Here is a 25,645-nt window from a genome sequence, read left to right on the forward strand (position 1 = left end):
TAATGCCACAGGGCTTGTGATCGGGGGATGAAAAGGGTCATTTACCTGTCGCCCTGGGCAGGATCAGTGACGGCGCCGCTCAAAGGGGAACTGGGAGGCTTTTGTATGAGCCCTGCAGTTCCCCTTTGTCGTGATGGCGGCTGGTGAAAAAGGGAGACGACCTCGGATCGTGATTCGTCATGTGCCTCTGATCGTTTTGGGCGTGGGCGGGGTCGGCCGATCGCTGTTGCGGCAGATCGTGTCCAGCCGTGATCTTCACCGTGGTCGCTTTGGGATCCGTCTGCAGGTGGTCGCCCTGGCCGACAGCGGCGGCGCCGTGGTGGAGCCGCGTGGGCTGGGGGACGAGTCCCTGCGGGCCGTTGAACGACTCAAGGCGCAGGGGGGATCGCTGGCCGAAAGCCCGCAGGGCTATCATGCCTCTGATGCGGCGGCCATCGTGGATGTGGCCGGCACGGACGGCGCCATCGTCGTGGACTGCACGGCCACCGATGCAGTGGTCCCGGCGTTGGATCTGGCGCTGGACCGGGGCTACGGCGTCGTGCTGGCGAACAAGAAGCCGTTGACGGGCCCCTGGGATCAATTCCGGAGGCTGGTCGGCTCGGGCCGGCTGCGATATGAGGCCACCGTGGGGGCCGGCACGCCGGTCATCGCCACGCTGGAAGGGCTCATTCGTGGCGGCGACGAGGTGACGCGCATCCGGGGGGCGTTCTCCGGGACCCTGGGATATCTGATGAGCGAGTTGCAGGCCGGGCGGTCGTTTTCGGACGCCGTGCGCCAGGCGCATCAGATGGGCTACACGGAGCCCGACCCTCGAGATGATCTGAGCGGGATGGACGTGGCTCGCAAGGCGTTGATCCTGGCCCGCATGTTGGGGTGGGAGCTGGAGTTGGCGGACATAGAGGTGGAATCGCTGTTCCCGTCCACCATGGCGGATGGGTCCGTGGATGATTTCCTGGCCGGCCTGAGCGCTCTGGACGGGTCGTTCTCCCGGCGTGTGGCGGAGGCCCGTGAGCGGGATGAGGTCCTGCGCTATGCCGTGGAGATCGCGGACGGGCGGTGCTCGGTGGGCCTGCGTCCCGTTCCGATGGAGAGCCCTCTGGGGCGGCTGCGGGGCAGCGACAATCTGGCCGAATTTCATACCCGGTGGTATGCGCCGAACCCGCTGGTGTTGCAGGGGCGGGGGGCTGGCGTCGATGCCACCGCGGCTGGTGTGCTATCTGATATTGTGGCGTTGGCTCAATATGTGGGAGGTCGTTAGATGGATAAGATTCGCGTAGGCGTGTTGGGGGCTACTGGGGCAGTTGGACAGCGTTTCGTGCAGTTGTTGGAGAGGCATCCCTGGTTTGAGCTCACCGTGCTCGCCGCGTCGGAGCGGTCGGCCGGTAAGCGTTATGCGGACGCCTGCCATTGGATCTTGCAGGGGGATATGCCTGAGGCGGCACGCGATATGGTGTTGGAGTATGGCGCCCCCGGCCTCGAGTGCGAGCTTCTGTTTTCCGCTCTGCCGGGCGGAGCAGCCCGACAGGTGGAGCCCGCCTTTGCCGAGGCCGGCTACATTGTCTGCTCCAACGCGTCGGCGTATCGTATGGAGCCGGATATCCCGCTCCTGATCCCGGAGGTCAATCCGGATCACACCGCGCTGGTGGAGGTTCAGCGGCGTCGTCGGGGATGGCGTGGGTTCATCGTCACCAACCCGAACTGCACGACGACGCATCTGGTCAGCGCGCTGAAGCCGTTGCACGACGCGTTCGGCCTGGAGAAGGTGTTCGTGGTGAGCATGCAGGCCATCTCTGGGGCCGGATACCCCGGCGTCCCTTCCCTGGATATCCTGGATAACGTGATCCCGTACATCGGCGGCGAGGAGGAGAAGGTGGAGACTGAGCCGCTCAAGCTGTTGGGGCGCCTGGCCGGTGATCGTGTGGAGATGGCCTCCTTCCAGGTCAGCGCCCAGTGCAATCGGGTGAACGTGCGTGATGGGCACACGGAGTGCGTCTCGGTGGCCCTGCAACGTCCGGCCGATCGAGAGGAGTTCATCGAGGTGCTGCGCTCGTTCCAGGGCGTGCCGCAGGAGTTGGGGCTGCCCAGCGCGCCGCATCCGGCCATCCTGGTGCGGGAGGAGCCGGACCGGCCGCAGCCCAGGTTGGACCGGATGGCGGGGGACGTGCCCGGCATGGCCACCGTGGTCGGACGCATCCGGCCGTGTCCGTTGCTGGATTGGAAGTTCGTGGTGATGGGGCATAATACCGTCCGTGGCGCTGCTGGCGGCGCCTTATTGAACGCGGAGCTATTGGTCGCCCAGGGGCTGGTGGGCACACAACCAAAGTGGGAGCGAGCGAGGGCGCATGTCTGAGGATCGAAGTGTGAGGACCTATTTGCCAACGGCCGAGTTGGCGGTGCAGGGACGGGGGCGCCTGTCCGATCTATTGGATGACCTGGTCATCTACCGGCGATTGGAGCCGATGGATCGGCGGTTGCCGTCGTTGCAGGAGGCGTGGCAGGAGATGGGGCTGCCGGATAGCCGGCTGCCGCGTAAGCTGGAGCGGACGTATGCTATCGCCGTCGCCTGGCTTTTGCAGCGCGCTCGGGAGCTGGAGACGCCCGGGCGGAAGATCCAGGAGCTGCTCTATCTGGGCGACACGGCCACGCTGGACAGTGCGGCCTTTCGCAATCTGCTCGACGTCTCCGGGTGGCCGGGATGGGCGTTCATCGCCTCTGAGCGGATGGATGAGCCGCCCAAGATCGAGCATCGGGAGGATGGGGTGACGCTGGCCAATCGCTGGGCGGCCATCGCCGAATGGCTCCGCTGGCTGGTGGAGGAGCAGGATGTCCGCCTGGATGCCGGCACAGCCGTGGTGGTGGATATCGACAAGACCGCCCTGGGCGGGCGTGGGCGAAACTCCACCCCCATCGATCAGGCGCGTATGGAGGGGGTCGAGCGGGTCGTGGCGCAGATCCTGGGGGCCCGCTTCGATCGGGACACGTTCCAGGAGGCCTATCAGGAGCTGAATCAATCACGCTATCATCCCTTCACGGCGGACAATCAGGATTACCTGGCTTATACCTGCCTCATCATTGGGGCGGGCCTGTGCACCCTGGAGGAGTTGAAGGATGATATCTCCCGGGGGTGCATGGTCGACTTCGATCAGTTCATCCGGTGGGTGGACGCCAGGCTCTGCCGGACGGACGATATCGGGTTGATCGATATCCACCGGGCGGTGTATGCCCGCTTCCAGGCGGGGGACCCGACGCCGTTCAAGACCTTCCGCCGCCAGGAGTACCTGGCGACGGTGGAGCGCATGGGGCACCTGCCGGATGATGTGCCCGTGGAGCGGCGCTTGCAGGAGGAGATCTGCCTGACCGGCGAGGTCATGGCGGTTCTGCGCTGGCTGAAGGAGCGGGACGTGGTGATGCTGGCGTTGTCCGATAAGCCCGACGAGGCCTCCATACCGACGCCGGATCAGGCGGCTGAGGGGTTCTTGCCCCTTCATCGTGTGCCTACTCATGTGGTAGGCCAGCCCATTGAGGATTGGCTCCCCTGAACCGGAGTTCTTATCTCGTGGTTGGGAGGAACAAACCATGGTCGAGTTGCGCCCGCTACGCGGCTGGCGCTTCGCGATATCGGATGTGGAGCATTTAGCCTCTCGTCTGGCCCCTCCTTATGATGTCATCACGCCGGAGCGGCGGAGAGAGCTGGAGCAACTGCACCCGTACAATATCGTGCACATTGATCTACCGAGGGATACGGAGGAGGAGGATCGATACACCCGGGCGGCCAGGCTGCTGAGGGAGTGGCAACGGGAAGGTGTGCTTGTCCAGGAGCCGAAACCCGTGTTGTATGTGCTCGAGCAGCGCTTTCGGCTCCCCACCGGACAGCGGCTCACGCGCGTGGGCCTGATCGGGCGCCTGCGGTTGGTGCCCTGGGGCGCGGGCGTGTTGCCCCATGAGCGCACGTTCCCGCAGGCCAGGGCGGATCGGCTGGCGTTGCTCGCTGCCACCCGGGCGCACTTCAATCCCATCTTCATGTTGTACAGCGATCCCATGGGGGAGGTCATGGCCCCCCTGTTGGACGCCCGGTCGGAGATCCCCGTCGCCGTGGCGGGAGAGGCCGGCTCGGAGGAGATCGTCCATCGCCTGTGGGCGGTAGATGACCCGGACGCCATCGCGGCCGCATGCTCGGCCATGGCGTCGCGCTCGCTGTACGTGGCGGACGGACACCATCGGTATGAGACGGCGCTGGCGTATCAGCGCCAGCAGGAGGAGCGCAACGGCGCGTCGCCGGATGCTCCTTACAACTACACGTTGATCTACGCGGCCGCGATGGAGGATCCCGGCGTCACCATTCTGCCCACGCATCGCTGTCTTCACGATCTCCCTGATTTCGATGCGGATCGTCTGCTGAAGGCGCTGGAGCGGCACTTCGAGATCACGTACTGCGTGCCCGAGGTCGAGCTGTTGGGGGAGTTGCACAAGGCGTCGGCCCGGGATCGGGCCTTCGGGCTGGTGCTGGCCGGGCGGCCGGGTGGCTATCTCTTGCGCATGCGCCCCAACGCGCTGACGCTGACGACGCTTTTGGCGCGTGATCACCCGGCCGTGGCCGATCTGGACGTGGCGGTGTTGCAATCGCTGGTGCTGAGCCCGATCCTGGGGATCGGCCCGGAGGGCGAGGAGCAGCGCCCGTTCGTCGATTTCGAGCCCCGCGCGCAGTCGGCGATCTCGGGGGTGCGCTCTGGGCGTTACCAGGCGGCCTTCCTGGTCATGCCCACGCGCTTGAGCCAGCTGCGCGCCGTGGCCGACGCGGGCCAGGTGGCCCCTCCCAAGGCCACTTACTTCTTCCCGAAGCTGCCTTCCGGGTTGGTGATTTACGATCTGGAGCATACATGAGGCGATCTGGAGATCGCTGATCTGCTCGCCGTTTCGCATCGCGTCGCTGGGATGCGAATGTGCGTGTCGGGATGCTGCGTAGGTAACACATATTTGGGGGCCTTTGGTGAGACCCCGTGTCTAAGGAGATAATCGTGATGGAGTATCCCACTTCGTCTGCGCAGGCGATCGCCTCTGTGGGATTCCAGCCGTGGACCGAGATGCCGGATCCACGGGAGGTTTTGCGCTCGAGCGATCCCGAGGTGTTTGAGGCGATCGAGAACGAGCGCCGTCGCCAGCTGAATGGCATCGAGTTGATTGCCAGCGAGAACTATGTGAGCCCGGCTGTACTCGCCGCGATGGGGTCGGTGCTGACGAATAAGTACGCCGAAGGGCTCCCTGGCAAGCGTTACTACGGCGGTTGCGAGTTCGTGGATGTCGTCGAGCGGCTGGCGATCGATCGTGCCTGTCGGCTCTTCGGTGCGGAGCACGCCAACGTGCAGCCACATTCCGGGGCCCAGGCCAATATGGCGGCTTACCTGGCGCTGCTGGAGCCGGGCGATACCGTGCTGGCGATGAAGCTGGATCACGGCGGTCATCTGACCCACGGCTTCCGACTGAACGCGTCCGGGCAGCTTTATCACTTCGTGCACTACGGCGTGCATCGGGAGACGGAGCGCATCGATTACGATGAGGTGGCCCGGCTGGCCGAGGAGCATCGCCCCAAGCTCATCGTCGCCGGGGCGAGCGCTTATCCGCGAATCATCGACTTTCCCCGCCTGCGAGAGATCGCCGATTCGGTGGGGGCCCGTTTGATGGTGGACATGGCCCACATCGCCGGGCTGGTGGCGGTGGGGTTGCACCCCTCACCGATCCCGTACGCCGATGTGGTGACCACTACCACCCATAAGACGTTGCGGGGGCCGCGCGGCGGCATGATCCTGTGCACGGCGGAGCTGGCCAAGAGCATCGATCGTGCCGTGTTCCCGGGCATCCAGGGCGGGCCGCTGGAGCACGTCATCGCGGCCAAAGCGGTGGCCTTGGGCGAGGCGCTGCGTCCCGAGTTTCGGGCGTATCAGCAGGCCGTGCTGGATAACATGCAGGCCCTGGCCGATGAGCTGAGGGCGCAAGGGCTGCGCTTGGTCTCCGGCGGCACGGATAATCACCTGGCTTTGGTAGACCTGTCCCCGGTCGATGTAACCGGCAAGCAGGCCGAGTCCACGCTGGATCGGGTGGGCATCCACACCAACAAGAACATGATCCCGTACGATCCACGGCCGCCTCTGGTGGCCAGCGGGCTGCGGGTGGGCTCTCCGGCGTGCACGACTCGGGGGTTCGGCGTCGAGGAGTTCCGTCAGGTCGGGCGGTTGATCGGCGAGGTCGTGCATCATATCGACGATCCGGCGGTCCTCGATCGCGTGGCGGAGGAGGTCCGTTCGCTGGCCCAGCGCTTCCCCGTGCCCGCCTGATCGCGCCGTCACCACCTGCCATTGAGCCCCCTTCTCCCGAGCCCGGGAGAGGGGGGGCTGGGGGATAAGGGCCGTTTTCCCTCGGTTGACGATCAGGGAGATGGCTTGCGTCGGGCGACACGCGGGGCGTTCCCATCTCTCGGTTTCCATCGCTGACTGTTGGAAAAGCCTTGACCATCCCGGCGGCGCGTTTGTCAATTGGGGGAGACCTGAGTATAATAGAGGCGAGATGTGGGCGATTAGCTCAGATGGCTAGAGCGCTACGTTGACATCGTAGAGGTCACTGGTTCAAGTCCAGTATCGCCCACCAGGACAAGCCCGGCGAGATCGTCGGGCCTCATTTATACGGAAAGCGTTGATCGGGACGAGTACACGGGAAGCTGGCGTCAGAGAGGGAAGGTCGTCGGCTGAGAGCCTTCCCCGCAGAGCCCCGTGGAAAACCCCCCGAGAGCGGTTCCCTGAAATCGTGAGAGAGTAGGGGAGCCCGGGTGGCGCCGTTACCCGCCTGAGAGGGATCGCCCCGGTGGCGATCTGAAATTGGGTGGAACCGCGAGGACCCCTCGCCCCAAGGGCGGGGGGTTTTGTTCGTGGAGGAGTTCTTAATCATGGGCTTTCGGTGAGGACGATCGCCGGCGCCCAGTTCCTAAAGGAGATGGGACATGGCTGGGAAGAAGGGGAATCATCGAGAGCAGGATGAGTTCTTGTATAAGCTGCGTCATTCCACCGCACATGTGATGGCTGGCGTCGTGCTGGAGATGTTCCCGGAGGGAAAGATCGCCATCGGCCCTCCCATCGAGAATGGGTTCTACTACGACTTCGATCTGCCGCGTTCGCTCACGCCGGAGGATCTGGTGGAGATCGAGGACCGAATGCGGAAGGTGATCGAGGCCGATTATCCATTTGAGCGGCGCGTGATCTCTCCCGAGGAGGCGCGCGCGTTGTTCCGCGACCAGCCGTATAAGCTGGAGCTGATCGAGGATATCCTGGAGTCGGGCACGGACGAGTATGGCGAGAAGGCGGATGGTAATACGGAACTGACCACCTATCGCCATGATGGCTTTGAGGACCTTTGCCGTGGCCCGCATTTGGAACGCACGGGGCAGATTCCCAAGGATGGGTTCAAGCTGCTGAACGTGGCGGGTGCCTACTGGCGTGGCGACGAGCGGCGCCCCATGCTCCAGCGCATCTACGGCACGGTCTGGCCCAGCAAGGAGGAGCTGGATCGGTACCTGGCCTGGCTGGAGGAGGTGGAGCGACGGGATCACCGCCGGTTGGGCCGGGAGCTGGATCTCTTCTCCATCCACCCGGACCTGGGGGGCGGCCTGGTGCTGTGGCATCCTAAGGGGGGCATGATTCGCAAGGTGGCCGAGGACTTCTGCCGGGCGGAACATGAGAAGGCCGGGTACGACTTCGTGTACTCCCCGCATATCGGGCGCAGCAAGCTATGGCAGACCAGCGGTCACCTCGAGTTCTTCCGAGAGAACATGTACGCGCCCATTGAGATCGATGGGCAGGAGTACTACCTGAAGCCCATGAACTGCCCCTTCCATATCCTGATCTACAAGAGTCAGCTGCGCTCCTATCGGGATCTGCCGCTGCGGTTCGCCGAGTGGGGGACGGTATATCGCTATGAGCGGGGCGGTGTTCTGCACGGCCTGCTGCGCGTGCGAGGCTTCACCCAGGATGATGCCCACATCTTCTGCCGCCCGGACCAGATGCCGGAGGAGATCGACCGGGTGTTGAACTTCTGCCTGCATATCCTGCGCTCCTTCGGGTTCACGGAGTTCAACGCCTATCTTTCCACCCGGCCGGAGAAGGCGGTGGGGGCGCCCGAGCAGTGGCGGGACGCCGAGGCCGCGTTGGAGAGGGCGTTGGAGCAGGCGGGTATCCCGTTCGAGATCGACGAGGGCGGTGGCGCCTTCTATGGGCCCAAGATCGATCTGAAGATCAACGACGCGATCGGCCGTGAATGGCAGCTCAGCACCATCCAGTTCGACTTCAACCTGCCTGAGCGGTTTGACATGACCTTCATCGGGGAGGATGGGAAGGAACACCGGCCGTACATGATCCATCGGGCGCTGCTGGGCTCCATGGAGCGGTTCTTCGGCGTATTGATCGAGCACTACGGCGGCGCCTTCCCCGTGTGGCTGGCGCCGGTCCAGGCCCAGCTGATCCCCATCGCCGACCGCCATGTGGCGTACGCCGATCAGGTCGCGGAGCGGCTGCGAGCTGCGGGGATCCGGGTCCAGGTGAACCGGTCCACGGAGCGGATGCAGGCCAAGATCCGTGATGCCCAGCTGCAGAAGATCCCCTATATGCTGATCGTCGGCGATCGTGAGATGAAGGCCGGTGCGGTGGCCGTGCGCCTCCGCACCGGTGAGGATAAGGGGGCCATGGCGGTGGAGGACTTTCTGGACATGGCACAGCGGGTCATTCAGGAGAAGGCGCTGTTGTAGAGGGGCGCTCGTAAGTCCCTTTTCCACTTCTCATGTTTCCGTGTGATGCTATCGACATTTGACAGTCGAGCCGTTATCTGTTATAGTCTCAATTCGAGAATTGGGGTGCTTTTTCCTTTCGGCATCGGCGATTCATTCAGCTCTGAAACACACGGAAGGGTAGGTACAGATTAGCACCAGAACGACGCGAGTCAATGAGGAAATCCGTGCCCGTGAGGTACGGGTGATCGACGAGAACGGGCAACAGTTGGGCATCATGCCGACGCGAGAGGCCCTCGCGATGGCACAGGAACGTGGCCTGGATCTCGTCGAGGTTGCGCCGAACGCGACGCCGCCCGTCTGCCGCATGCTCGACTTTGGCAAGTATCAGTACGAGCGCGCCAAGCGAGCGCGAGAGGCCAGACGGGCGCAGAAGCGGATCGAGATCAAGGAGATCCGCCTACGGCCGAAGACGGGTGAGCATGACATCGCCTACAAGCTGCGGGATGCTCGCCGGTTCCTTCAGAGCGGCGCGAAGGTGAAAGTCCGGGTGCGATTTCGCGGTCGCGAGATCACCCATTTGGACGTCGGTCGTGAGCTGCTAGATCGCATCGCGGAGGAGTTGTCGGATATCGCCGTGATCGAGCAGCGGCCCAGCTTGGATGGGCGGAGCCTTCTGATGGTCCTGGCGCCTAGTCAGAGTCAGAAGTGACGCTGACGGCGGCCGTGACTGCCAAACGCCAGGGGGCCTGACGCAGGTCCCCTGTTTTTCTGAGGGGGAATGGACATGCCGAAGATCAAGACGCACAAGGCGACAGCGAAGAGGTTTCGACTCTCCGGTAGTGGAAAGCTGCTTCGCATGAAGCAGGGGAAGGGGCACCTGCGCCGCAAGAAGCCGCGGCGGGTCAGGGCCATGTACGATGACACGATCACCGTCGAGCATGCTGGCGTTCGACGCCGCGTCGTCCGACTGGCGCCGTACTTGAAGAAGCATCGATAAAGCACGAATGGGAGCCGAGGGGTAACGATGACGAGAGTGAAGGGTGGCGTGGTGACGCGACGTCGCCACAAGAAGGTGTTGAAGCAGACCAAGGGCCAATTCGGCGCGCGCCATCGGGTGTTCCGTCGTGCAAACGAGGCTTTGCTCCACTCCCTTGAGTATGCCACTCGGGATCGGCGCAATCGCAAGCGGGACTTCCGCCGGTTGTGGATCACGCGGATCAACGCGGCCGCTCGTCAGAACGGGCTGTCCTACAGCCAGTTCATCTATGGATTGCGGCAGGCCAGCGTGGCGTTGGATCGCAAGATCCTGGCGGACTTGGCTGTGCATGACGATCAGGCCTTCGCCAAGGTAGCCGAGGTGGCCAAGGCGGCTTTGTCGTCCTGAGGATGATCACCAGCCTCGCCAACGAGAAGGTGAAATATGTTCGCTCCCTGAAGCGCCGCCGTGTGCGTTATCGGGAGGGGCGTTTCTTTGTCGAAGGCGTGCGCCTGGTCAAAGACGCGTGGGAAGCGGGGATAACCCCCGCTTTCGTCTTTTATGAGCCCGATTTGATGGATCGGCCAGAGGTGCGGACGCTGCTCTCGGCGATGCAGGCGGCCGGCGTGCCGTGTCTGGCGGTGTCGGACCGTGTGCTGAGAGCCGTCAGCGACACGGTGACGCCGCAGGGGATCGTGGCCGTGCTGCCCATGCCGGAGATGCGGCCTCCTGCACGCTCGGACCTGGTGTTGATCCTGGATGGCGTGCGAGATCCCGGAAACCTGGGGGCTATCCTGCGCGTGGCGGCCGGCGCGGGCGTGGGACAGGTGTGGATGGCGCCGGGCACCGCCGACCCGTTCAGCCCGAAGGTCGTGCGGGCGGGGATGGGGGCCCACTTCCGGCTATCGCTGGCCTGGGGGACCTGGGAGCACATCCGGCGTGCCGTGGAGGGATACCGGGTCTGGCTGGCGGACGCCTCCGGCGAGCGGCTGTACGACGAGGTGGACTGGTCCCTGCCCAGCGCCCTGATCATGGGCGGTGAGGCGGCCGGCGCCGGCGAGGAGGCCAGGCGGCTGGCTGTGGGGCGTGTGCGCATCCCGCTGGCCGACGGCGTGGAGTCGTTGAACGTGGCCGTGGCGACTGGCGTGATCCTGTTTGAGGCGGTGCGCCAGCGGCGTCACCGCCGAACGGTTTGACGGGGCCTGGGCCGTGGGTTACAATGACGACTGCGAACGAGGATATACGGGGGGAGATCTGTGCCGCTGATTACGATGACCACCGACTTCGGCTTGAGCGATGGATACGTGGGGATCATGAAGGGGGTCATCCTGGGGATCGTCCCGGATGCCACCATCGTGGATATCACCCACGATATCCAGCCTCACGCCATCTCCCAGGCTGCCTTCGTGATCGCCGCGGCGGCCCCGTATTTTCCCCCGGGCACGGTCCATCTGGTGATCGTGGACCCGGGCGTGGGGAGCGAGCGACGGGCGATCGCCGTGCAGATGAAGAAGACGTTCTTCGTCGCCCCGGATAACGGCGTGTTGACGCATGTGTTGCGTCCCTTCACCGGGGATCCCAACCCGGTGAAGATCGTCCAGTTGACGCGCCGTAAGTACTGGCTGTCCAAGGTGAGCAGCACCTTCCATGGTCGTGACGTCTTTGCTCCGGTGGCGGCCCATCTGGCAGCGGGAGTGCCCCTCAACAAACTGGGCAAGCCCATCGATGATCCGGTGCTCCTCGATCTCCCTCGGCCCCGTCAGCGGGCGGATGGCGTTTTGGAAGGGCATGTCATTTACGTGGACCGTTTTGGCAACCTGGTTACCAATATCCCCGCTGCGTGGCTGGGGGATTCCATGCAATGGCGCGTGGAGGTGGCCGGTCGTGCCGTCGAGCGCATCCACGTCACCTATGCGGACGTGCGACGTGGGCAGCTGCTGGCGCTGATCGGCAGCTCGGGGATGCTGGAGCTCTCCGTGCGGGAGGGGAGCGCGGCGCTCATGTTGGGCGCCGGCGAGGGGGCGCCCGTGACCGTGTGGCCGACCGGCGAGTAGGGAACGGATATGGCGCATTTCGTCATTCACGGTGGATATCCACTCAACGGTGAGGTCGTTCCCAGCGGCAACAAGAACGCCGCTTTGCCCCTGTTAGCGGCGAGCCTGCTGACCGACGAGCCGGTGACCCTGCACAACATCCCCCGGATCGGGGATGTGCTCACCATGCTCCAGTTGCTGGAGATGTTGGGTGTGGAGATCCAGGATGATGGGAGCCACACCATTCGATTGCAGGCCCGGCGGATCACCAGCACGGCCCCGGATGCGGAGCTGTTCAGCCTGATCCGGGGATCCATCACCCTGTTGGGCCCGATGCTGGCCCGGGCGGGTCACGTGGCCCTTCCCATGCCGGGCGGCGATCGGATCGGCCGGCGGCGAATCGACACCCACGTGCTGGCGATGCGGGAGCTGGGCGCCCGATACGCCTACAACGATCGGCTGGAGATGACGGTGGACCGGTTGCGGGGGGCTGATGTCCTGCTGGACGAGGCGAGCGTTACCGCAACGGAGAACGCCATCATGGCCGCCGTCCTGGCCGAGGGGACCACGATCCTGCGCAACGTCGCAAGCGAGCCTCATGTGCAGGACCTGTGTCATTTCCTGAACGGTCTGGGGGCGCGCATTCAAGGGATCGGCAGCAATACGCTGGTCATTGAGGGCGTGTCCTCGCTGCGAGGAGGGGAGTTCACCATCTCCCCGGATTATATCGAGATCGGATCGTTCATCGGGCTGGGCGCCGTCACGGAGGGCACGCTGCGCATTCGAAACGTGGTGCCCGATCAGATCCGCATGATCCTGATGGTCTTCCGGGATCGATTGGGGGTGCGCCTGCATCTGGACGGCTCCGATCTGGTCATCGAGGATAAGCAGGACCTGCGGATCCTGCCCGACCTCGGCGGTGCCGTGCCCAAGATTGATGACGCCCCCTGGCCCGCGTTCCCGGCCGATCTCATCTCCATCGCCCTGGTCGTCGCCACGCAGGCCCGGGGCACCGTTCTCATCCATGAGAAGATGTTCGAGAGCCGGTTGTACTTCGTCGATCGGCTCATTTCCATGGGGGCCCAGATCATCCTGTGCGATCCACATCGGTGCGTGGTTGTGGGGCCGACGCCGCTCCATGGGGCGTCTATGAGCAGCCCGGACATTCGGGCGGGCATGGCGCTGTTGATCGCCGCTCTGTGTGCCCAGGGCGAGAGCGTGATCGGCAACATCAGCCAGATCGATCGCGGATATGAGCATATCGATCACAAGTTGCAGGCGCTGGGAGCTCGCCTGAGCCGGGTGGAGGACTGAAGGCATAAACGTGGAGATGGCTTCATGAGTGATGACCTGTTCGAACCCTCTCCGGCCGTTCTGAGCGGGGACACGGCCGATATCTACTTCATTCGTTCCAAGCGGATCCTGGAGGCGGAGGGGCTCTCCCCGACGGTGACGATGGAGATCTTCTCGACCGGCGCGGGTCTGTTGTGCGGCATGCGTGAGGTGCATGCGCTCCTGCGCCGCGTGCTACCCCGTGAGGCGAAGGTGTGGTCGCTGGACGAGGGCATGTGGGTGGACACGAAGGAGGTCGTCTTGCGGATCACCGGTCCGTACCCCTCCTTCGCCATCTACGAGACGGCCATGCTGGGGATTCTGGCCCACGAGACGGGATGGGCTACGGCGGCTCGGGCGTGTGTGGAGGCGGCGGGCGACATCCCGGTCATCTCCTTTGGGGCCCGGCATGTGCACCCTGACGTGGCCGCCCGCATGGAGTACGCCGCGCTGGTGGGCGGTTGTGCGGGCTGTGCGACCCCGGCCGGCGCCCGGTTGGCCGGCATCGAGCCGTCGGGTACGTTGCCTCATGCCCTGATTCTGTGCTTCGGAGACACGGTGGCGGCGACCGAGGCCTTTGATCGCCACATCGATCCCTCGGTGCGGCGGATCGCGCTGGTGGACACCTTTAAGGATGAGGCGGAGGAGGCCCTGCGGGTGGCGGCCGCCATGGGAGATCGGCTGTGGGGGGTGCGGTTGGACACCCCGGCGGAGCGAGGCCGGGTCACCCCGGACCTGGTGAAGGAGGTGCGGGCCCGCCTGGATCAGGCGGGATACCAGCACGTGCGCATCGTGGTCAGCGGGGGCCTGGACCCCGAACGCATCCGCCTGTTCCGTTCACAACAGGCGCCGGTGGACGCCTTTGGCGTCGGCTCGGCGATCTCCGGGGCGCGCCCCATCGACTTCACGGCGGATATCAAGGAGATCGAGGGGAAGCCGGTGGCCAAGCGCGGCCGTATCCCCGGCATCACGCCCAACCCACGCCTGCAGGAAGTGGACCTGTGGAAGGGATGAAATTCGGCTTCGGGGTCGCTGCCGTGGTGAGACGATGGAGGTGGGACGTAAGCTGGAGGCCGGGGAAAGCGCCCCGGCCTTTCTTTATTCGCGGCAGGGTCTGGGCTGGAGCTGGGGAGATTGGGGCGCAGCCCCCCCAACCGTACTGGGTACGCTATCCGATGCGCCGACTTCGGGCGTGATCGATGGACCTGTGTTACAATGGAGGTGCTATGGAGACGCCAGAGATGACGAACGGGGTTCCGACGCAGCGGTTGCCCTTCATCACCGAGGACTTGCCCGGCATCGGGGGGGAGATCAAGGCGGAGCCCGCCCACTTCGTGGTCGAGGAGATCCCCCTGTACGAGCCGGTGGGCGAGGGTGAGCACGTCTATGTGCGCCTGACCCGTGAGGGGTGGACGACGCGCGCGCTGCAACGGCAACTCATGAAGTTGTTCCACCTGCGCGAGGTGGACGTCGGATGCGCCGGATTGAAGGACAAGCACGCCCGTGTGACGCAGACCTTTTCCATGTTGCTGCGGGACGTGGATGAGGAGACGGTGGCCCAGCGCATCCAGGAGGTGTTGCCGGTTCAGGTGGAGTGGGTGCGTCGGCATCGGAATAAGCTGCGGGCCGGGCATCTGTTGGGGAATCGCTTCCGCATCGTGGTGCTGCACCCGGAGCCGGGCGCGCTCGCCCTGGCCCGGGAGATCGCGGCGGCGCTCCGGGAGCGTGGCCTTCCCAACTACTACGGCGCGCAGCGCTTCGGCGTGAACGGCGACAATGCCCAGCGCGGGCGAGAGGTGCTGTTCGGGCGTGGCCCGCGGGAGCGTTGGCTGCGTCGGCTTCTGCTCTCGGCCTACCAGGCCGCGTTGTTCAACGTCTGGCTGGCGGAGCGTCTCCGGCGAGGTTGGTTCGATCGCCTGTTGACCGGCGATATCGCCAAGAAGATGGACACGGGCGGCCTGTTCCAGGTGGAGGATGAAGAGGCGGAAGAGCCCCGGTTCCGGCGATGGGAGATCACCTATACCGGCCCCATTTACGGCGCTCGCATGCGCTGGGCGTCCGGCCAGCCCGGTGAGCTGGAGCGGGAGATCCTGGAGTCGGCCGGCGTGACCGTGGAGATGTTGCGTCGGGCGAGGCTGGATGGCAGCCGGCGCACCGCCCGATTGCTTCTGAGCGATCTACAGATCGAGCCGCATCCGGATGGGCTGTTGTTCACCTTCTCACTGCCCAAAGGCGGGTATGCCACGACGGTCTTGCGTGAGTTCATGAAAACGGAGACCTTTTTGCCTGAGGAGTGAGCGGGGGACGTTAGGGGGAGAGGATGAGCTGGACGCGTCGATTGCCGTTGTTTCCTCTGCGTACCGTGCTGTTTCCCGGGATGGTGCTCCCCTTGCACGTCTTGGAGGAGCGCCACCGGCGTATGATCGACGATTGCCTGGCTGCGGGTGGGGAACTCGGTGTGGTGTTCACCGCCCGGGGGGAGAGGACTCCGCCGGAGCCCCATGAGATTGGCACGGCCGCCCGGGTGACGCACGTTGAGCGGCCGGATGCGGAGCGCATGGACATCATCACGGTGGGGCAGCAGCGGTTCCGGATTCTGACCTTGCATCACGATCGCCCCTACCTGGTGGGGGAGGTGGAGTTTGTCCCCTTGAGCGGAGGGGACACAGTGGAGGCCGAGCGGCTGGCCGCCCAGGTGCGCCCCCGGATCGGCCGCTACATCGAGCTGCTGGCGCAGGTGGTGGGAATTGACATAAGTGTAACGGATGTTCCAGAGGATCCCGTGCGGCTGGCCTATATGACGGCCATCGCCCTTCAGCTGCCCGAGGAGGACAAGCAGGAGTTGTTGGCGACCCCGGATGTCCGCATGCTGCTGACGCTTGAGGGCCGGATCCTGGGACGGGAGGAGGCGTTGCTGCGGTTCGCTGCGCGCACGCAGAAGGCGCAGGATCGGCTGGTCACGGGGGCGACTCATTACCTGTACAGGAATTAGCTTGCGGATCTCCCTGAAAGCGCGATGGGAGGCCCTCGGCCGGGCGGCTGGGGGCTTTCGCCTTTGTAGGAAGGGAGCTCTGCCGGGCACCATCCCAGCGAGTGGAGCTCTCACGCGCCACCTGCGGCAGCGTGGGGCTGCCGCTAGTGATTCTCGCCTGCAGGGGATAGCAATGGTGCCGTGACTCCGGGGAGAGGGGCCTGGCTTGATCGTGGAAGCACTTGCCAAGCGCGGATATTGCGTGTTACAATGTTGATGCAAGCCATCCAAAAGAGGTTGCTGCGTGATTCGTCCCTTTGTGCTAAGAGACAGTCTCTTGGTACGCCGGTTGCAGAGACGTGGCGTACAACTGGATATGGATCGGGCGTTGATTCACGCTCGGTCGCCTTTGTGGCTTGCGCTCACGACCCCGATCCCGTGGCAGATGAACGGCGTGGCCACGTATGTGCTGCGCTCCCGTCTGCGGGATCGGAAGCTGGAGGGGTTCATCCAGGTTCAGAAGCGGTGGGGGCGTGCCGAGGCGAGCTTGACCTTCCTTGCGCCCGATCTGGGGGCGGAGCACGCGGTGGAGATCTGGCGGAGGTTGTTGCATCATTGCTGTCAGAAGGCCGGAGAGAACGGTGTGCAGCGCCTGTACGCCTCGCTGCCCGATGATGTCGAGGAGTTAGGTGTATTCCGTGATGCCGGCTTCAGCCTGTATGCCCGGGAGGAGATCTTCCGGCTGAAATGGCCCAAGGTCTCCGGCGATCCACAGGCCGGCGGCGTTCGTCCGGCGTACGAGGCGGACGCCTGGCAGTTGAAGCGCCTGTATGCGCAGCACACGCCCCGTCTGGTCCAGCTGGCGGAGGGCGCGTTGGGGGGCGATCACGAGCCGCCGTTCCTGGTTTCGGTAGAGGGGGCCAACGTTCAGGGATATGTGGCGGTTGAGGACCAGGAGATCGTCGGGTTTGTGCAGGTGATGAGCGGTCGGGATGGGCACCTCCTGCGCCTGTGGGGCGACACAATGGACAGCATGCGCATGGCGCGCCTCTTGGGGTGGGGCATCGGGGTTGCCAGTCAGGCGCCGGTGCGCCCGGTGTATTGCGCTGTGCGAGACTACCAGGGCGGATTACAGGCCCTGTTGGAGGAGAATGGATTCGAGTACATCGGACATCGGGCTCGGCTGGTGAAGCACATCGTGCGTGCCGAGCGGGTGCCGGCCGCCAACGCCGTGTCGGCGCTGGAGCCCCGTACGGAGGCCGTCACCACCGTCTCCGGCCTGCAAACGGGCTCGAACGGCGGCGAGCATCCGGCCCCGGCTTACTCAGAGGAGCAACCGGCCGGCATCGCCGTGGCTGAGTCGCATTGATGGATTTCCTGCCAGGGAAACTGCCCACGGCAGCGGGAGGTGAGTTCCTCCGGGTCTTCCCGGGCGTGAGCTCTTTGACAGCAAGATCATATATCTGGGTTTTGCGAGGTGATGATAAGCGGTGAAGCAGCAGAAGATCACGGATGATCTGGACGCCTTGTTGGCCGTGCTCCCGCCTCATATCGAGGCATCCTTGCGCGAGGCCAATCGAGGCGACGAATTGATCGAAGTCGTTATGGATTTAGGGCGTCTCCCGGAGGCGCGTTTCACGGATCGGGAGATCACGTTAAGCGATAAAGAGATCACGGAACAGGATCTGCAGTACGTCGTTGATCGGATCGGTGAGTTTACGGACGATAATCGGGCCGGCATTGAGCGGACGCTGCATCGCATCTCGGCCATTCGCAATCGTAAAGGGCGCATCGTCGGGTTGACATGCCGGGTGGGCCGCGCGGTATACGGCACCATCGACATCGTTCAGGACATCATCGAGTCGGGCAAGAACATCCTCTTGCTGGGGCGGCCGGGCGTCGGGAAGACGACGATGCTCCGCGAGGCGGCGCGCGTGTTGGCCGAGAAGAAGCGCGTCGTGATCGTCGACACGTCCAACGAGATCGGCGGCGACGGCGATATCCCGCATCCGGCGATCGGTCGTGCCCGGCGTATGCAGGTGGCGACCCCCTCGCTTCAGCATGAGGTGATGATCGAGGCCGTCGAGAACCACATGCCTGAGGTCATCATCATCGATGAGATCGGGCGTGAGCTGGAGGCGGCGGCCGCCCGCACCATCGCCGAGAGGGGGGTGCAGCTCATCGGCACCGCTCATGGGAACACGTTGGAGAATCTCCTGATGAACCCCACTCTGTCCGACCTGGTGGGGGGCATCGAGAGCGTGACCTTGAGCGATGAGGAGGCCCGGCGGCGCGGTACGCAGAAGTCCGTGCTGGAGCGGCGAGCCCCGCCCACCTTTGATGTGCTGATCGAGATCCAGGACCGCCAGCATCTGGTCGTGCACCACGATGTGGCGGCCGCCGTGGATGCCCTGTTGCGCGGGCGAGACCTGCAGCCCGAGATCCGCTATCGGGATTCCGAGGGCAAGGTGCATATCGAGAGCGCTCCCAAGCCCGCCGAGCAGCCTCGGGATCGCGGCGTCACGCTTCCCTGGCTCTCCGAGCGGCCCGCGGCCGCCTCCGCTCCGCCGGCGCGCACCGTGCGCATCTATCCATATGGCATCGGCCAGAATCGGCTCCGGCAGGCGGCGGCCAACCTGCACGTTCCCATCGTCATCGCCAGGGATCTGAAGGACGCCGACGTGGTGATGACCCTGAAGAACTACTATCGTAAGCGGCCGCAGCCCATCGCCGAGGCGCAGCGGCGGGGGATCCCGGTGTACGTGCTGCGTTCCAACACGGTGACGCAGATGGAGTCGAGCCTGGCGGACATCTTCCAGATCCCCGCCAAGCCGACGGACACGCTGGCGGAGGCCATCGCCGAGGCGCAGGAGGCCATCCGCAAGGTCCTCAACGGCGCCCCGGCCGTGGATCTACGCCCGCAATCGGCGGAGGTGCGACGTCAGCAACATCAACTGGCCCGTGCCGCCAACCTGGTCTCCCACAGCTATGGACGTGAGCCCTTCCGGCACGTCCGCATCTATCGGGAGTGACCGTGGGGATCTTCATCTCCTTTGAGGGGCCGGATGGCAGCGGCAAGACGACGCAGATCAACCTGCTGGGGCGGTGGCTGCGCGAGCTCGGCTATGACGTGTTGATCACGCGGGAGCCCGGCGGGACGGAGATCGGCGATCGCATCCGGGCGATCCTGTTGGACCCGTCGCATACGGAGATGTGCCCCGAGGCGGAGGTGCTGTTGTTCTCGGCCGCCCGGGCCCAGATCGTGCGGGAGGTCATTCGCCCTCATCTGGACGGGGGGGGATGGGTGCTGTGCGATCGGTACGCTGACTCCACGTTGGCGTATCAGGGATATGGGCGGGGACTGAACCTGGAGATGCTGCGCGTCATCACGGAGTTCGCCACGGATGGGTTGAAGCCGGATCTCACCGTCTGCCTGGATCTCCCGGTGGAGGAGGGTTTGAGGCGACGGCGTCAGGCCAGGGGCGCGGAGTGGAATCGGCTGGATGCGGAGCAGCTGGCCTTTCATCGTCGTGTGCGCCAGGGGTATCTGGATATGGCGGCCGCCGATCCGGGGCGGTGGCTGGTGCTGGACGCGCGGCAGCCCATCGATGTCTTGCAGCGGGTCATCCGGGAACGGTTGGCGAGGCGCTTTCACATGCCCGCCCGAGCCGTCGATGCGACAGAAGGGAGTGTGGCATCATGAAACTCATTATGGCTATCGTGAACTCGGACGACTCTCGCGGGCTGATCGATCGTTTGCTGCGGCGTGGGTTCAGCGCAACCGTGATCAGCACTACGGGGGGGTTCCTGCGGGAGGGCAACGCGACCATCTTCATCGGCACGGAGGATCACAAGGTGGACGAGTGCCTGCGCATCATCCGGGAGAGTTGCCATACCCGCACCCAGTACGTTACTCCCCTGCCGCCGGTCATGGAGCCCGGAGAGCTGCAGATCCCCACGCCGGTGGAAGTGCAGGTGGGTGGAGCCACGGTCTTCGTCATGAACGTGGAGCGCTTTGAGAAGTTCTAACGTGGGATATGTTACGGGCACCGACCTCGGTGCCCGTCCGCCTGCCTTCTCCACGCTGTTCAGCCGGCCCGCGTGCCTCTAGAGATCATCGTCTACGGAGCCAATGCCGAAGTCCGATCCACTATCCCAATCGCCTCCACCCCCGGCCAGGTCCGGCATCTCTTTTTCGATCTCTTCCGGGCTTTCGCCTGCTTCTAGGCGTTCCACGACCTCGTTGAACTCATCGCCCAGATCCTCGCCCAGCTCCTGGCTCATCTTGCGCATCCAGCGCCCGATGGACCGCGGGTCGTTCTCATCCAGATCGCCCAGGAAGTCGGGATCGGCCAGATCCTCCAGACGGCTCTCCTCGGAGCGCAACGTGTTCACCCGGGAGACCAGACGGGTGAGATCCCGGCTTCCGCAGCGGGGGCACTTGGGATTCCCGCGCTCCGCCTCCGAGAAGCTGCGCCATAGCAAACTGACCCGGCGGCCACAGTGGTGGCAGCGGTATTCATAGATCGGCATGGCGACCTCCCGAACGCATGAGGATGGGATAGCTGGATGGTTCAGATCATGGGATAGTGCGGTGTGAGCGCTTGGGATTATACCGAACGGGAGGACGCACGGCAAACGGAGGGTGTACCAATAGAATCGCGAGGAAGGAAGATATGACCGTCGCCGAATCGCCTGAAGAGAGCATTGATGCGCTGTATGCCAAGTTCGCCGCCCCGCGCCCGGTCCTGGTGGTGGTCTCCGGGCCCTCCGGCGTGGGCAAGGATGCCACCTTGAAGCGGATGAAGGAGCGCGGGTACCCGTTCTACTTCGTCGTCACGGCGACGACCCGGCCGCGGCGCCCCGGCGAGGTGGATGGTGTGGATTATCACTTCGTGTCCATGGCCGAGTTTGCATCCATGATCGAGCGGGATGAGTTGCTGGAATATGCCATCGTGTACGGCGATTATAAGGGGATTCCCAAGCAGCACGTGCGAGATGCGCTGGCCAGCGGCCAGGATGTGGTCATGCGCCTCGACGTGCAGGGGGCGGCCACCATTCGCAGCCTGGTGCCGCAGGCGGTGACGATCTTCCTCATGCCGGAGTCGGAGGAGGAATTGGTCGCACGCTTGCAGCAGCGAAAGGCGGATCCCCCGGATAAGCTGAAGATCCGGATCGCGACGGCCCGGAAGGAGATGTTGCGGGTACATGAGTTCGATTACGTGGTGATCAACCGCGAGGGGCAGTTGGACGAGACGGTGGATCAGGTGGTGGCGATTATCCAGGCGGAGAAGCATCGGGTGGATTGGGAGCCGGTGGTCCTATGAGCACGCTTTCCACAGGTGAGCAGAGCCGGCCCGCCGAAGCGCGCCCCGTGGCGAGCCCCGTTGTCCTCCCCCTGAGTCGCCCGCTGTGGAGCCCCATTCTCCTGGCCGTGAATGTGATCATCTGGCTGGTCATGATGGTCATCAGCGCCCGGCAGGCCGGCGGTCTACTGTCGGTGGGGCTGGACGTGAGCAGCCAGGTGCTGGTTATGTTCGGCGCCAAGGTGAACGCGCTCATCGCCACGGGGCAGTATTGGCGGCTGTTTACCGCCAACTTCCTGCACGTCAGCCTGTTTCACCTGCTGTTTAACAGCTATGCGTTGTGGCAGCTGGGCAACGAGGTCGAACGGATCTACGGCCGATGGCGGTTCCTGGCGATCTATCTCCTGTCCGGGCTGTACGGGGCCGTGGCCAGCTATGCGTTGGGCTCGTACCTCTCGGCCGGGGCCTCCGGGGCCATCTTCGGCCTGGTGGGAACGCTGGTGGCCTATCTCCTCTTCCACCGGGAGCTCTTTGGGAAGCGCGGCCGGGCATATCTGAACAACATGCTCTTCATCGTGGCGGTGAACCTGTTCATCGGGGTCAGCACGCCCGGCATCGACAACTGGGGGCACATCGGTGGGCTGGTGGCCGGGTTCCTGCTGGGGCTGGCGTTGGCGCCGATCTACCGGCTGCCCGCCGACCGGTGGTATCAGGAAGGTCCCGTCACCCTGGTAGATGTGGGATCGGCGCGCCGGCGCTTCCTGGCGATCGGCCTCGCCGTGATCCTGTTGATCGCCTTGGTGGCGGCCATCACGGCCTGGCAGCGGAACACGGCGACCGTGATGGTGCTGCGCGCGGAGCAGGCGATCGAGGCGAATGACTGGGAGGCCGCCGAGCAGATGCTCCAGCGCATCGTTCAACAGGAGCCGGACCAAGCGGAGGCGCATTTCTATCTGGGAGTCGTGCAGGCTCATCAGGGACGGATCTCGGAGGCGGCGCGTCACTGGGAGCGGGCGGCCGCCCTCGATCCCACCGAGCCCAACACCGCCTGGAACCTGGCGCTGGCTTATCGAACGCTGGGGCAGCGTGAGAAGGCGATCGAACAGCTGCAGCGATATCTGTCCCTGGTGGACAACGGGCCGGAGGCCGAGCGGGCTCGGGAGCTACTCACTCAGCTGCAGCAGGGCTCCTGAACATCGTGGGCAGGTAGGTCCGCCGCGCGGCCACCGTGATCTGGGCTGGCGGGGACCACGCCCCGACCCGTCCGGCCAGATCGCGTGCCCGCACGCGAAACTCGTACGTGGTCCGGGGAAGCCCGGCGAACTGCTCCGTCCTCTCCGTGGTGCTCACCAGCCAGTCTTGCCATGTCTCGGCGCCTTCCTGGCGTACCTGCACGTCGTAGCTGGCGATGCCCGAGGCGTCATCCGCCCCCCGCCAATGCACCGGGAAGCGGGCCTCCGTCGTTCGGTGGGGCAGCAGCAGCGCGGCTCGGGGCGGCTCCAGATCGATGGACAGGGCGAGCGTCTTGCGCGTCTCCAGGCCGGCGATGTCCAGAGCCCGCACCTGGAGCGAGAGGATCCCGGGCTGGTCCACGACGATCGGCGTGGACCACTCCTGCCATGGCTGATCGTCCAATCGCCAGGTGACCGCACGGACCCCGGAGGCGGCGTCGGTGACGTTCAGGGTCACCGTGACCGGCCCCATGAACCAGCCATTATCGCCGATCTCCCCGTCGATCTGCAGCGTGACGGTGGGTGGGCGGGTGTCCACTTTTACCGGCAGCGGCGGGGATTCCCCCGTTCGGCCGTGCACGTCCTCCGCCCGGAATTGCACCCATAGCCCCTCACCCTCCCGCGGGTACATGGGGCGACAGGTCAGCGTCACGGGGGTGATCGCCCCGGCGGCGGCGTCTGCGGTGGCGGTCATCCACGCTCCCCACGTGATCCCCTGGTCCTCCGAGGCGCGGCAGGCGGACCCGGCGGGCTCGAAACCGCCGCGCGCTCGCACCGTGATGCGGACGTTGGGGCTCGTCGTGTCGGTGATCCAGTAGTTGGGGCCCGTCCCCTCCCATGAGCCCGGCCCTGGCATCTCCTCGAAGGATAGGCTCACCGGCCGTGGGTCGGAGGCGTTGCCGGCCCGATCGGATGCGACCACGGTCAGGCGTCCGGCGCGCGCCCCATCCGGCAGTGGCCATTCGCCCTGAGGGGGCTCCAGCGTGGGGTATCCGATCACCAGGACCCGGTCCAACGCCAGATCAGAGGCGCCGGTGAAGCGCACGAGGAACCGCAGCCCGTCCGGAGACGGCTGGTCGTACCAGAAGTCCACGGGTACGTCCTGGTATCGATCTGGCTCCTGGAGATGGATCCCCCGGACCTCGGCGAGCCCCAGGAGCCGGGCGCCCGCGTTGGCGGTGACCTCCAGCTGTGCGACCGTGGCGGGGGTGAGGGGCGCCCCGCTTCGCAGGCGGAATAGCGCCCGGTAAATGCGCCCTACGGGCAGCGATCTGATCGGAGGACTGGTCCACACGCCGTTCCTGGCGCCGGCCGCCACCCACCGGGCCCGTCCGGCGCTGGCCTCGGTGTCAGTGATGGGGCCGCCGGGAGCGCCTTCGAACGTCTCCCCTTCCCAGAGCCAACCGGCGCTGATGCCGATCCCCTGGAATCCGGCCTGTCCTGTGTCACCGCCCTGCAGGCCCAGGGTGATGGTCGGGGGAGGCCCGGTTGGCGGGAGCAGGATGGCTGTCCCCTGGGGACGATCCCGATCGACGCCCAGGCGGAGGGCGTTCTCCCCGGTGATGATGCCGGTTGCGGTCTCCGCGCTGACCGTGATGGTGGTCTCGGCGGCCAGGGAGGCGAGATCGACCGTCGCGTTCCAGCCGTCGGCGGGATCATTGTCCTCCCCGATCATCCGTCCATCCGCCCAGAAGACCACCCGGGTGATGACCTCGGAAGGGGTCGCGTTCGCGCTCAGCCGGACGCCGCTTCCATTGTAAAACCATCCACTCCAGGGGGCGGTCACGCCCAGGAGGACCGGGGCGTGTATCCCGGCGTTCCGGATCTCGACGCCCGTGTAGTAGTGGGCCAGGATCTGGAGCGCGTCCCAGCCGTATTGCGTCGCCCAGCGGTAGGCGCCCCATTGGCTGAGCCCATGGCCGTGGCCGCGCCTGGTGTACCCCAGGCTGACGGGATCGGGCACGGCGCTCAGATAGGGTGGCCCGCCGCTCACCGTCGGGTGGCCGTTATCGGCGCTGTACTGGGCGAGGATCGGGCGGCCCGCGTAGGCCAGGTATTGCCCTCGGGTGGCGGCGACGGCCGCGTCGCTGGCTGGATAGGTGGCGTCGCACATGACCTGGAAGTCGGTCCAATCCGTCACGTCGAAATCCGCCCGCCCGCGCAGCACCTGATACCAGGCGTATGTGCGGGCCGCGATGGCCTGGGCGCGCAGGACGGCCTGGGGCCAGGACGCGGGGACCTCGGCGGGGACCACGCGGCGCACGTATTCCTCGAAGGGGATCTCGTCGACGGACCAGACGGGGCGGTTCCGGCAGTGATTGTCCGGGTGATGGAGGACGCGAATGGTCTCCGGCGGGGTGTAAATCGATGAGGCCGCCAGAGGCCGGCCGGAGGGCTCGGCGGTGGTGTGGGCGGGCAGGCGAGCGATCCGCTGGGCATTTGGCTCTCCCAGCCGGTAGAGCCAGACGGCGTCACCGTTCAGGTACGCGATGGCGCGGCCGTCGGGGGACCAGCGCGGCGCGTGGGCTCCATCGCCGTCGATCCGGCGGATGGGAGTCCCCTCGCCATCGGCCAGCCACAGCTCGGATTGCCCCATCGTCTCACTTCCGGACGGCGCCCGTTCGACGACGAGCCATCGCCCGTCCGGCGAGGGACGCGGTCGCCCCAGGATCCAGCCGGAGCCGCCCAGCGAGCGGGCTAGGCGATCCGGAATCGGGCTGGCATTGGTCGCTGGGAGTGGGGCCGGATCGTCCCGAGGGAGGGTGGCGGACGGGCGCAGAGTGCCATCCAACCGGACGTATAGGTGCCTTTGAGGCGAGGCGAGGATGATGGCGTCGCCGTCGGCTGTCCACCCGAGCAGGGTCACAGGGCCTGCGATCGCCTCCCCTTGTGCGTGGGCGAGGGAGAGGAGCAACAGGGAGAGGGAGAGAGGGATCAGGGTTGCGATCAGCCAGCGGGTCGTGCGTCCCCAATGCATACGCGCCTCCGGCCTTCAATATGCCCGGGATGGGGGCTTCGGTCAAGGGGA

The 25,645-nt window shown here is 65.3% G+C and carries 23 protein-coding genes, 1 tRNA gene and 1 other annotated feature; of the genes, 22 read left to right on the plus strand and 2 right to left on the minus strand.

The genetic code is table 11. The features are described from left to right. Positions 1-169: 169 nt before the first annotated feature. From GXP39_13435 to GXP39_13530, 20 genes are all read left to right on the plus strand, one after another. On the plus strand, positions 170-1,258 hold the full coding sequence (locus tag GXP39_13435; protein NOZ29037.1) for a homoserine dehydrogenase: 1,089 nt from the start codon (positions 170-172) through the stop codon (positions 1,256-1,258). After that, positions 1,259-2,350 (plus strand): aspartate-semialdehyde dehydrogenase, encoded by a 1,092-nt coding sequence (asd, locus tag GXP39_13440; GenBank protein ID NOZ29038.1) that lies wholly within the window; start codon positions 1,259-1,261, stop codon positions 2,348-2,350. 10 nt (positions 2,351-2,360) lie between these two features. Continuing rightward, complete coding sequence (locus GXP39_13445) at positions 2,361-3,539, plus strand: hypothetical protein (protein ID NOZ29039.1); 1,179 nt, start codon at positions 2,361-2,363, stop codon at positions 3,537-3,539. 37 nt (positions 3,540-3,576) lie between these two features. Next, the gene (locus GXP39_13450; protein ID NOZ29040.1) at positions 3,577-4,881 is read left to right on the plus strand and encodes a DUF1015 domain-containing protein; all 1,305 of its coding nucleotides are present in this window, start codon (positions 3,577-3,579) and stop codon (positions 4,879-4,881) included. 200 nt (positions 4,882-5,081) lie between these two features. Further along, on the plus strand, positions 5,082-6,329 hold the full coding sequence (locus tag GXP39_13455) for a serine hydroxymethyltransferase (protein NOZ29041.1): 1,248 nt from the start codon (positions 5,082-5,084) through the stop codon (positions 6,327-6,329). A 233-nt stretch (positions 6,330-6,562) separates the two neighbouring features. Beyond that, a tRNA-Val gene (locus tag GXP39_13460) sits at positions 6,563-6,639 on the plus strand. A gap of 36 nt (positions 6,640-6,675) precedes the next feature. Beyond that, positions 6,676-6,900, plus strand: a binding site (T-box leader). 88 nt (positions 6,901-6,988) lie between these two features. Next, positions 6,989-8,785, plus strand: a complete 1,797-nt coding sequence (locus GXP39_13465) for a threonine--tRNA ligase (GenBank protein ID NOZ29042.1) — start codon at positions 6,989-6,991, stop codon at positions 8,783-8,785. 169 nt (positions 8,786-8,954) lie between these two features. After that, positions 8,955-9,476: a translation initiation factor IF-3 gene (locus GXP39_13470; GenBank protein ID NOZ29043.1), complete on the plus strand. Its 522-nt coding sequence runs from the start codon at positions 8,955-8,957 to the stop codon at positions 9,474-9,476. 75 nt (positions 9,477-9,551) lie between these two features. Further along, positions 9,552-9,764: a 50S ribosomal protein L35 gene (locus GXP39_13475; GenBank protein NOZ29044.1), complete on the plus strand. Its 213-nt coding sequence runs from the start codon at positions 9,552-9,554 to the stop codon at positions 9,762-9,764. Between the two features lie 27 nt (positions 9,765-9,791). Further along, complete coding sequence (gene rplT / locus GXP39_13480) at positions 9,792-10,151, plus strand: 50S ribosomal protein L20 (GenBank protein NOZ29045.1); 360 nt, start codon at positions 9,792-9,794, stop codon at positions 10,149-10,151. A gap of 29 nt (positions 10,152-10,180) precedes the next feature. Continuing rightward, entirely contained in the window at positions 10,181-10,939 is a 759-nt protein-coding gene (locus tag GXP39_13485; protein NOZ29046.1) for an RNA methyltransferase, read from the plus strand. 75 nt (positions 10,940-11,014) lie between these two features. Further along, entirely contained in the window at positions 11,015-11,797 is a 783-nt protein-coding gene (locus GXP39_13490) for an SAM-dependent chlorinase/fluorinase (GenBank protein NOZ29047.1), read from the plus strand. Between the two features lie 9 nt (positions 11,798-11,806). Continuing rightward, on the plus strand, positions 11,807-13,090 hold the full coding sequence (gene murA, locus GXP39_13495; protein ID NOZ29048.1) for a UDP-N-acetylglucosamine 1-carboxyvinyltransferase: 1,284 nt from the start codon (positions 11,807-11,809) through the stop codon (positions 13,088-13,090). 24 nt (positions 13,091-13,114) lie between these two features. Next, entirely contained in the window at positions 13,115-14,122 is a 1,008-nt protein-coding gene (locus tag GXP39_13500; GenBank protein NOZ29049.1) for a nicotinate phosphoribosyltransferase, read from the plus strand. Positions 14,123-14,349: 227 nt separating this feature from the next. Further along, on the plus strand, positions 14,350-15,405 hold the full coding sequence (locus tag GXP39_13505; protein NOZ29050.1) for a tRNA pseudouridine(13) synthase TruD: 1,056 nt from the start codon (positions 14,350-14,352) through the stop codon (positions 15,403-15,405). A 23-nt stretch (positions 15,406-15,428) separates the two neighbouring features. After that, complete coding sequence (locus GXP39_13510; GenBank protein NOZ29051.1) at positions 15,429-16,100, plus strand: LON peptidase substrate-binding domain-containing protein; 672 nt, start codon at positions 15,429-15,431, stop codon at positions 16,098-16,100. A 316-nt stretch (positions 16,101-16,416) separates the two neighbouring features. Further along, a complete protein-coding gene (locus GXP39_13515; protein ID NOZ29052.1) occupies positions 16,417-17,448 on the plus strand; it encodes a hypothetical protein in 1,032 nt (343 codons plus the stop codon). Between the two features lie 121 nt (positions 17,449-17,569). Continuing rightward, complete coding sequence (locus tag GXP39_13520) at positions 17,570-19,111, plus strand: AAA family ATPase (protein NOZ29053.1); 1,542 nt, start codon at positions 17,570-17,572, stop codon at positions 19,109-19,111. After that, positions 19,108-19,782, plus strand: coding sequence for a dTMP kinase (locus GXP39_13525; GenBank protein ID NOZ29054.1), 675 nt, complete (start codon positions 19,108-19,110; stop codon positions 19,780-19,782). The genes GXP39_13520 and GXP39_13525 overlap by 4 nt, the downstream gene beginning before the upstream one ends. Further along, on the plus strand, positions 19,779-20,108 hold the full coding sequence (locus GXP39_13530) for a hypothetical protein (GenBank protein NOZ29055.1): 330 nt from the start codon (positions 19,779-19,781) through the stop codon (positions 20,106-20,108). The genes GXP39_13525 and GXP39_13530 overlap by 4 nt, the downstream gene beginning before the upstream one ends. Before the next feature lie 78 nt (positions 20,109-20,186). Here GXP39_13530 and GXP39_13535 read toward each other — a convergent pair whose 3' ends face one another. Then, positions 20,187-20,612 carry a zinc ribbon domain-containing protein gene (locus GXP39_13535; protein ID NOZ29056.1) on the minus strand — a complete coding sequence of 142 codons (426 nt, stop codon included), beginning with the start codon at positions 20,610-20,612 and terminating at the stop codon, positions 20,187-20,189. A 143-nt stretch (positions 20,613-20,755) separates the two neighbouring features. On the opposite strand from GXP39_13535, the gene GXP39_13540 reads away from it, so the two are divergent. Both GXP39_13540 and GXP39_13545 read left to right on the plus strand, forming a co-directional pair. Beyond that, positions 20,756-21,406 (plus strand): guanylate kinase, encoded by a 651-nt coding sequence (locus GXP39_13540; GenBank protein ID NOZ29057.1) that lies wholly within the window; start codon positions 20,756-20,758, stop codon positions 21,404-21,406. Then, complete coding sequence (locus GXP39_13545; protein NOZ29058.1) at positions 21,403-22,578, plus strand: rhomboid family intramembrane serine protease; 1,176 nt, start codon at positions 21,403-21,405, stop codon at positions 22,576-22,578. Before GXP39_13540 ends, GXP39_13545 begins: the two co-directional genes overlap by 4 nt. Here GXP39_13545 and GXP39_13550 read toward each other — a convergent pair. Next, the gene (locus GXP39_13550) at positions 22,553-25,594 is read right to left on the minus strand and encodes a SpoIID/LytB domain-containing protein (protein ID NOZ29059.1); all 3,042 of its coding nucleotides are present in this window, start codon (positions 25,592-25,594) and stop codon (positions 22,553-22,555) included. The two genes, GXP39_13545 and GXP39_13550, sit on opposite strands and share 26 nt — an antisense overlap. Positions 25,595-25,645 lie beyond the last annotated feature (51 nt).

It is taken from the genome of Chloroflexota bacterium (assembly GCA_013152435.1).
GTDB lineage: Bacteria > Chloroflexota > Anaerolineae > DUEN01 > DUEN01 > DUEN01.

What these genes read in the sequence shown, in the direction of transcription:
- asd (NOZ29038.1), top strand. Translation starts at nt 1,259, where the DNA reads ATGGATAAGATTCGCGTAGGCGTGTTGGGGGCTACTGGGGCAGTTGGA.
- GXP39_13450 (NOZ29040.1), top strand. Translation starts at nt 3,577, where the DNA reads ATGGTCGAGTTGCGCCCGCTACGCGGCTGGCGCTTCGCGATATCGGAT.
- GXP39_13455 (NOZ29041.1), top strand. Translation starts at nt 5,082, where the DNA reads ATGCCGGATCCACGGGAGGTTTTGCGCTCGAGCGATCCCGAGGTGTTT.
- GXP39_13465 (NOZ29042.1), top strand. Translation starts at nt 6,989, where the DNA reads ATGGCTGGGAAGAAGGGGAATCATCGAGAGCAGGATGAGTTCTTGTAT.
- GXP39_13475 (NOZ29044.1), top strand. Translation starts at nt 9,552, where the DNA reads ATGCCGAAGATCAAGACGCACAAGGCGACAGCGAAGAGGTTTCGACTC.
- rplT (NOZ29045.1), top strand. Translation starts at nt 9,792, where the DNA reads ATGACGAGAGTGAAGGGTGGCGTGGTGACGCGACGTCGCCACAAGAAG.
- GXP39_13490 (NOZ29047.1), top strand. Translation starts at nt 11,015, where the DNA reads ATGACCACCGACTTCGGCTTGAGCGATGGATACGTGGGGATCATGAAG.
- murA (NOZ29048.1), top strand. Translation starts at nt 11,807, where the DNA reads ATGGCGCATTTCGTCATTCACGGTGGATATCCACTCAACGGTGAGGTC.
- GXP39_13500 (NOZ29049.1), top strand. Translation starts at nt 13,115, where the DNA reads ATGAGTGATGACCTGTTCGAACCCTCTCCGGCCGTTCTGAGCGGGGAC.
- GXP39_13505 (NOZ29050.1), top strand. Translation starts at nt 14,350, where the DNA reads ATGACGAACGGGGTTCCGACGCAGCGGTTGCCCTTCATCACCGAGGAC.
- GXP39_13510 (NOZ29051.1), top strand. Translation starts at nt 15,429, where the DNA reads ATGAGCTGGACGCGTCGATTGCCGTTGTTTCCTCTGCGTACCGTGCTG.
- GXP39_13530 (NOZ29055.1), top strand. Translation starts at nt 19,779, where the DNA reads ATGAAACTCATTATGGCTATCGTGAACTCGGACGACTCTCGCGGGCTG.
- GXP39_13535 (NOZ29056.1), bottom strand. Translation starts at nt 20,612, where the DNA reads ATGCCGATCTATGAATACCGCTGCCACCACTGTGGCCGCCGGGTCAGT.
- GXP39_13540 (NOZ29057.1), top strand. Translation starts at nt 20,756, where the DNA reads ATGACCGTCGCCGAATCGCCTGAAGAGAGCATTGATGCGCTGTATGCC.
- GXP39_13545 (NOZ29058.1), top strand. Translation starts at nt 21,403, where the DNA reads ATGAGCACGCTTTCCACAGGTGAGCAGAGCCGGCCCGCCGAAGCGCGC.
- GXP39_13550 (NOZ29059.1), bottom strand. Translation starts at nt 25,594, where the DNA reads ATGCATTGGGGACGCACGACCCGCTGGCTGATCGCAACCCTGATCCCT.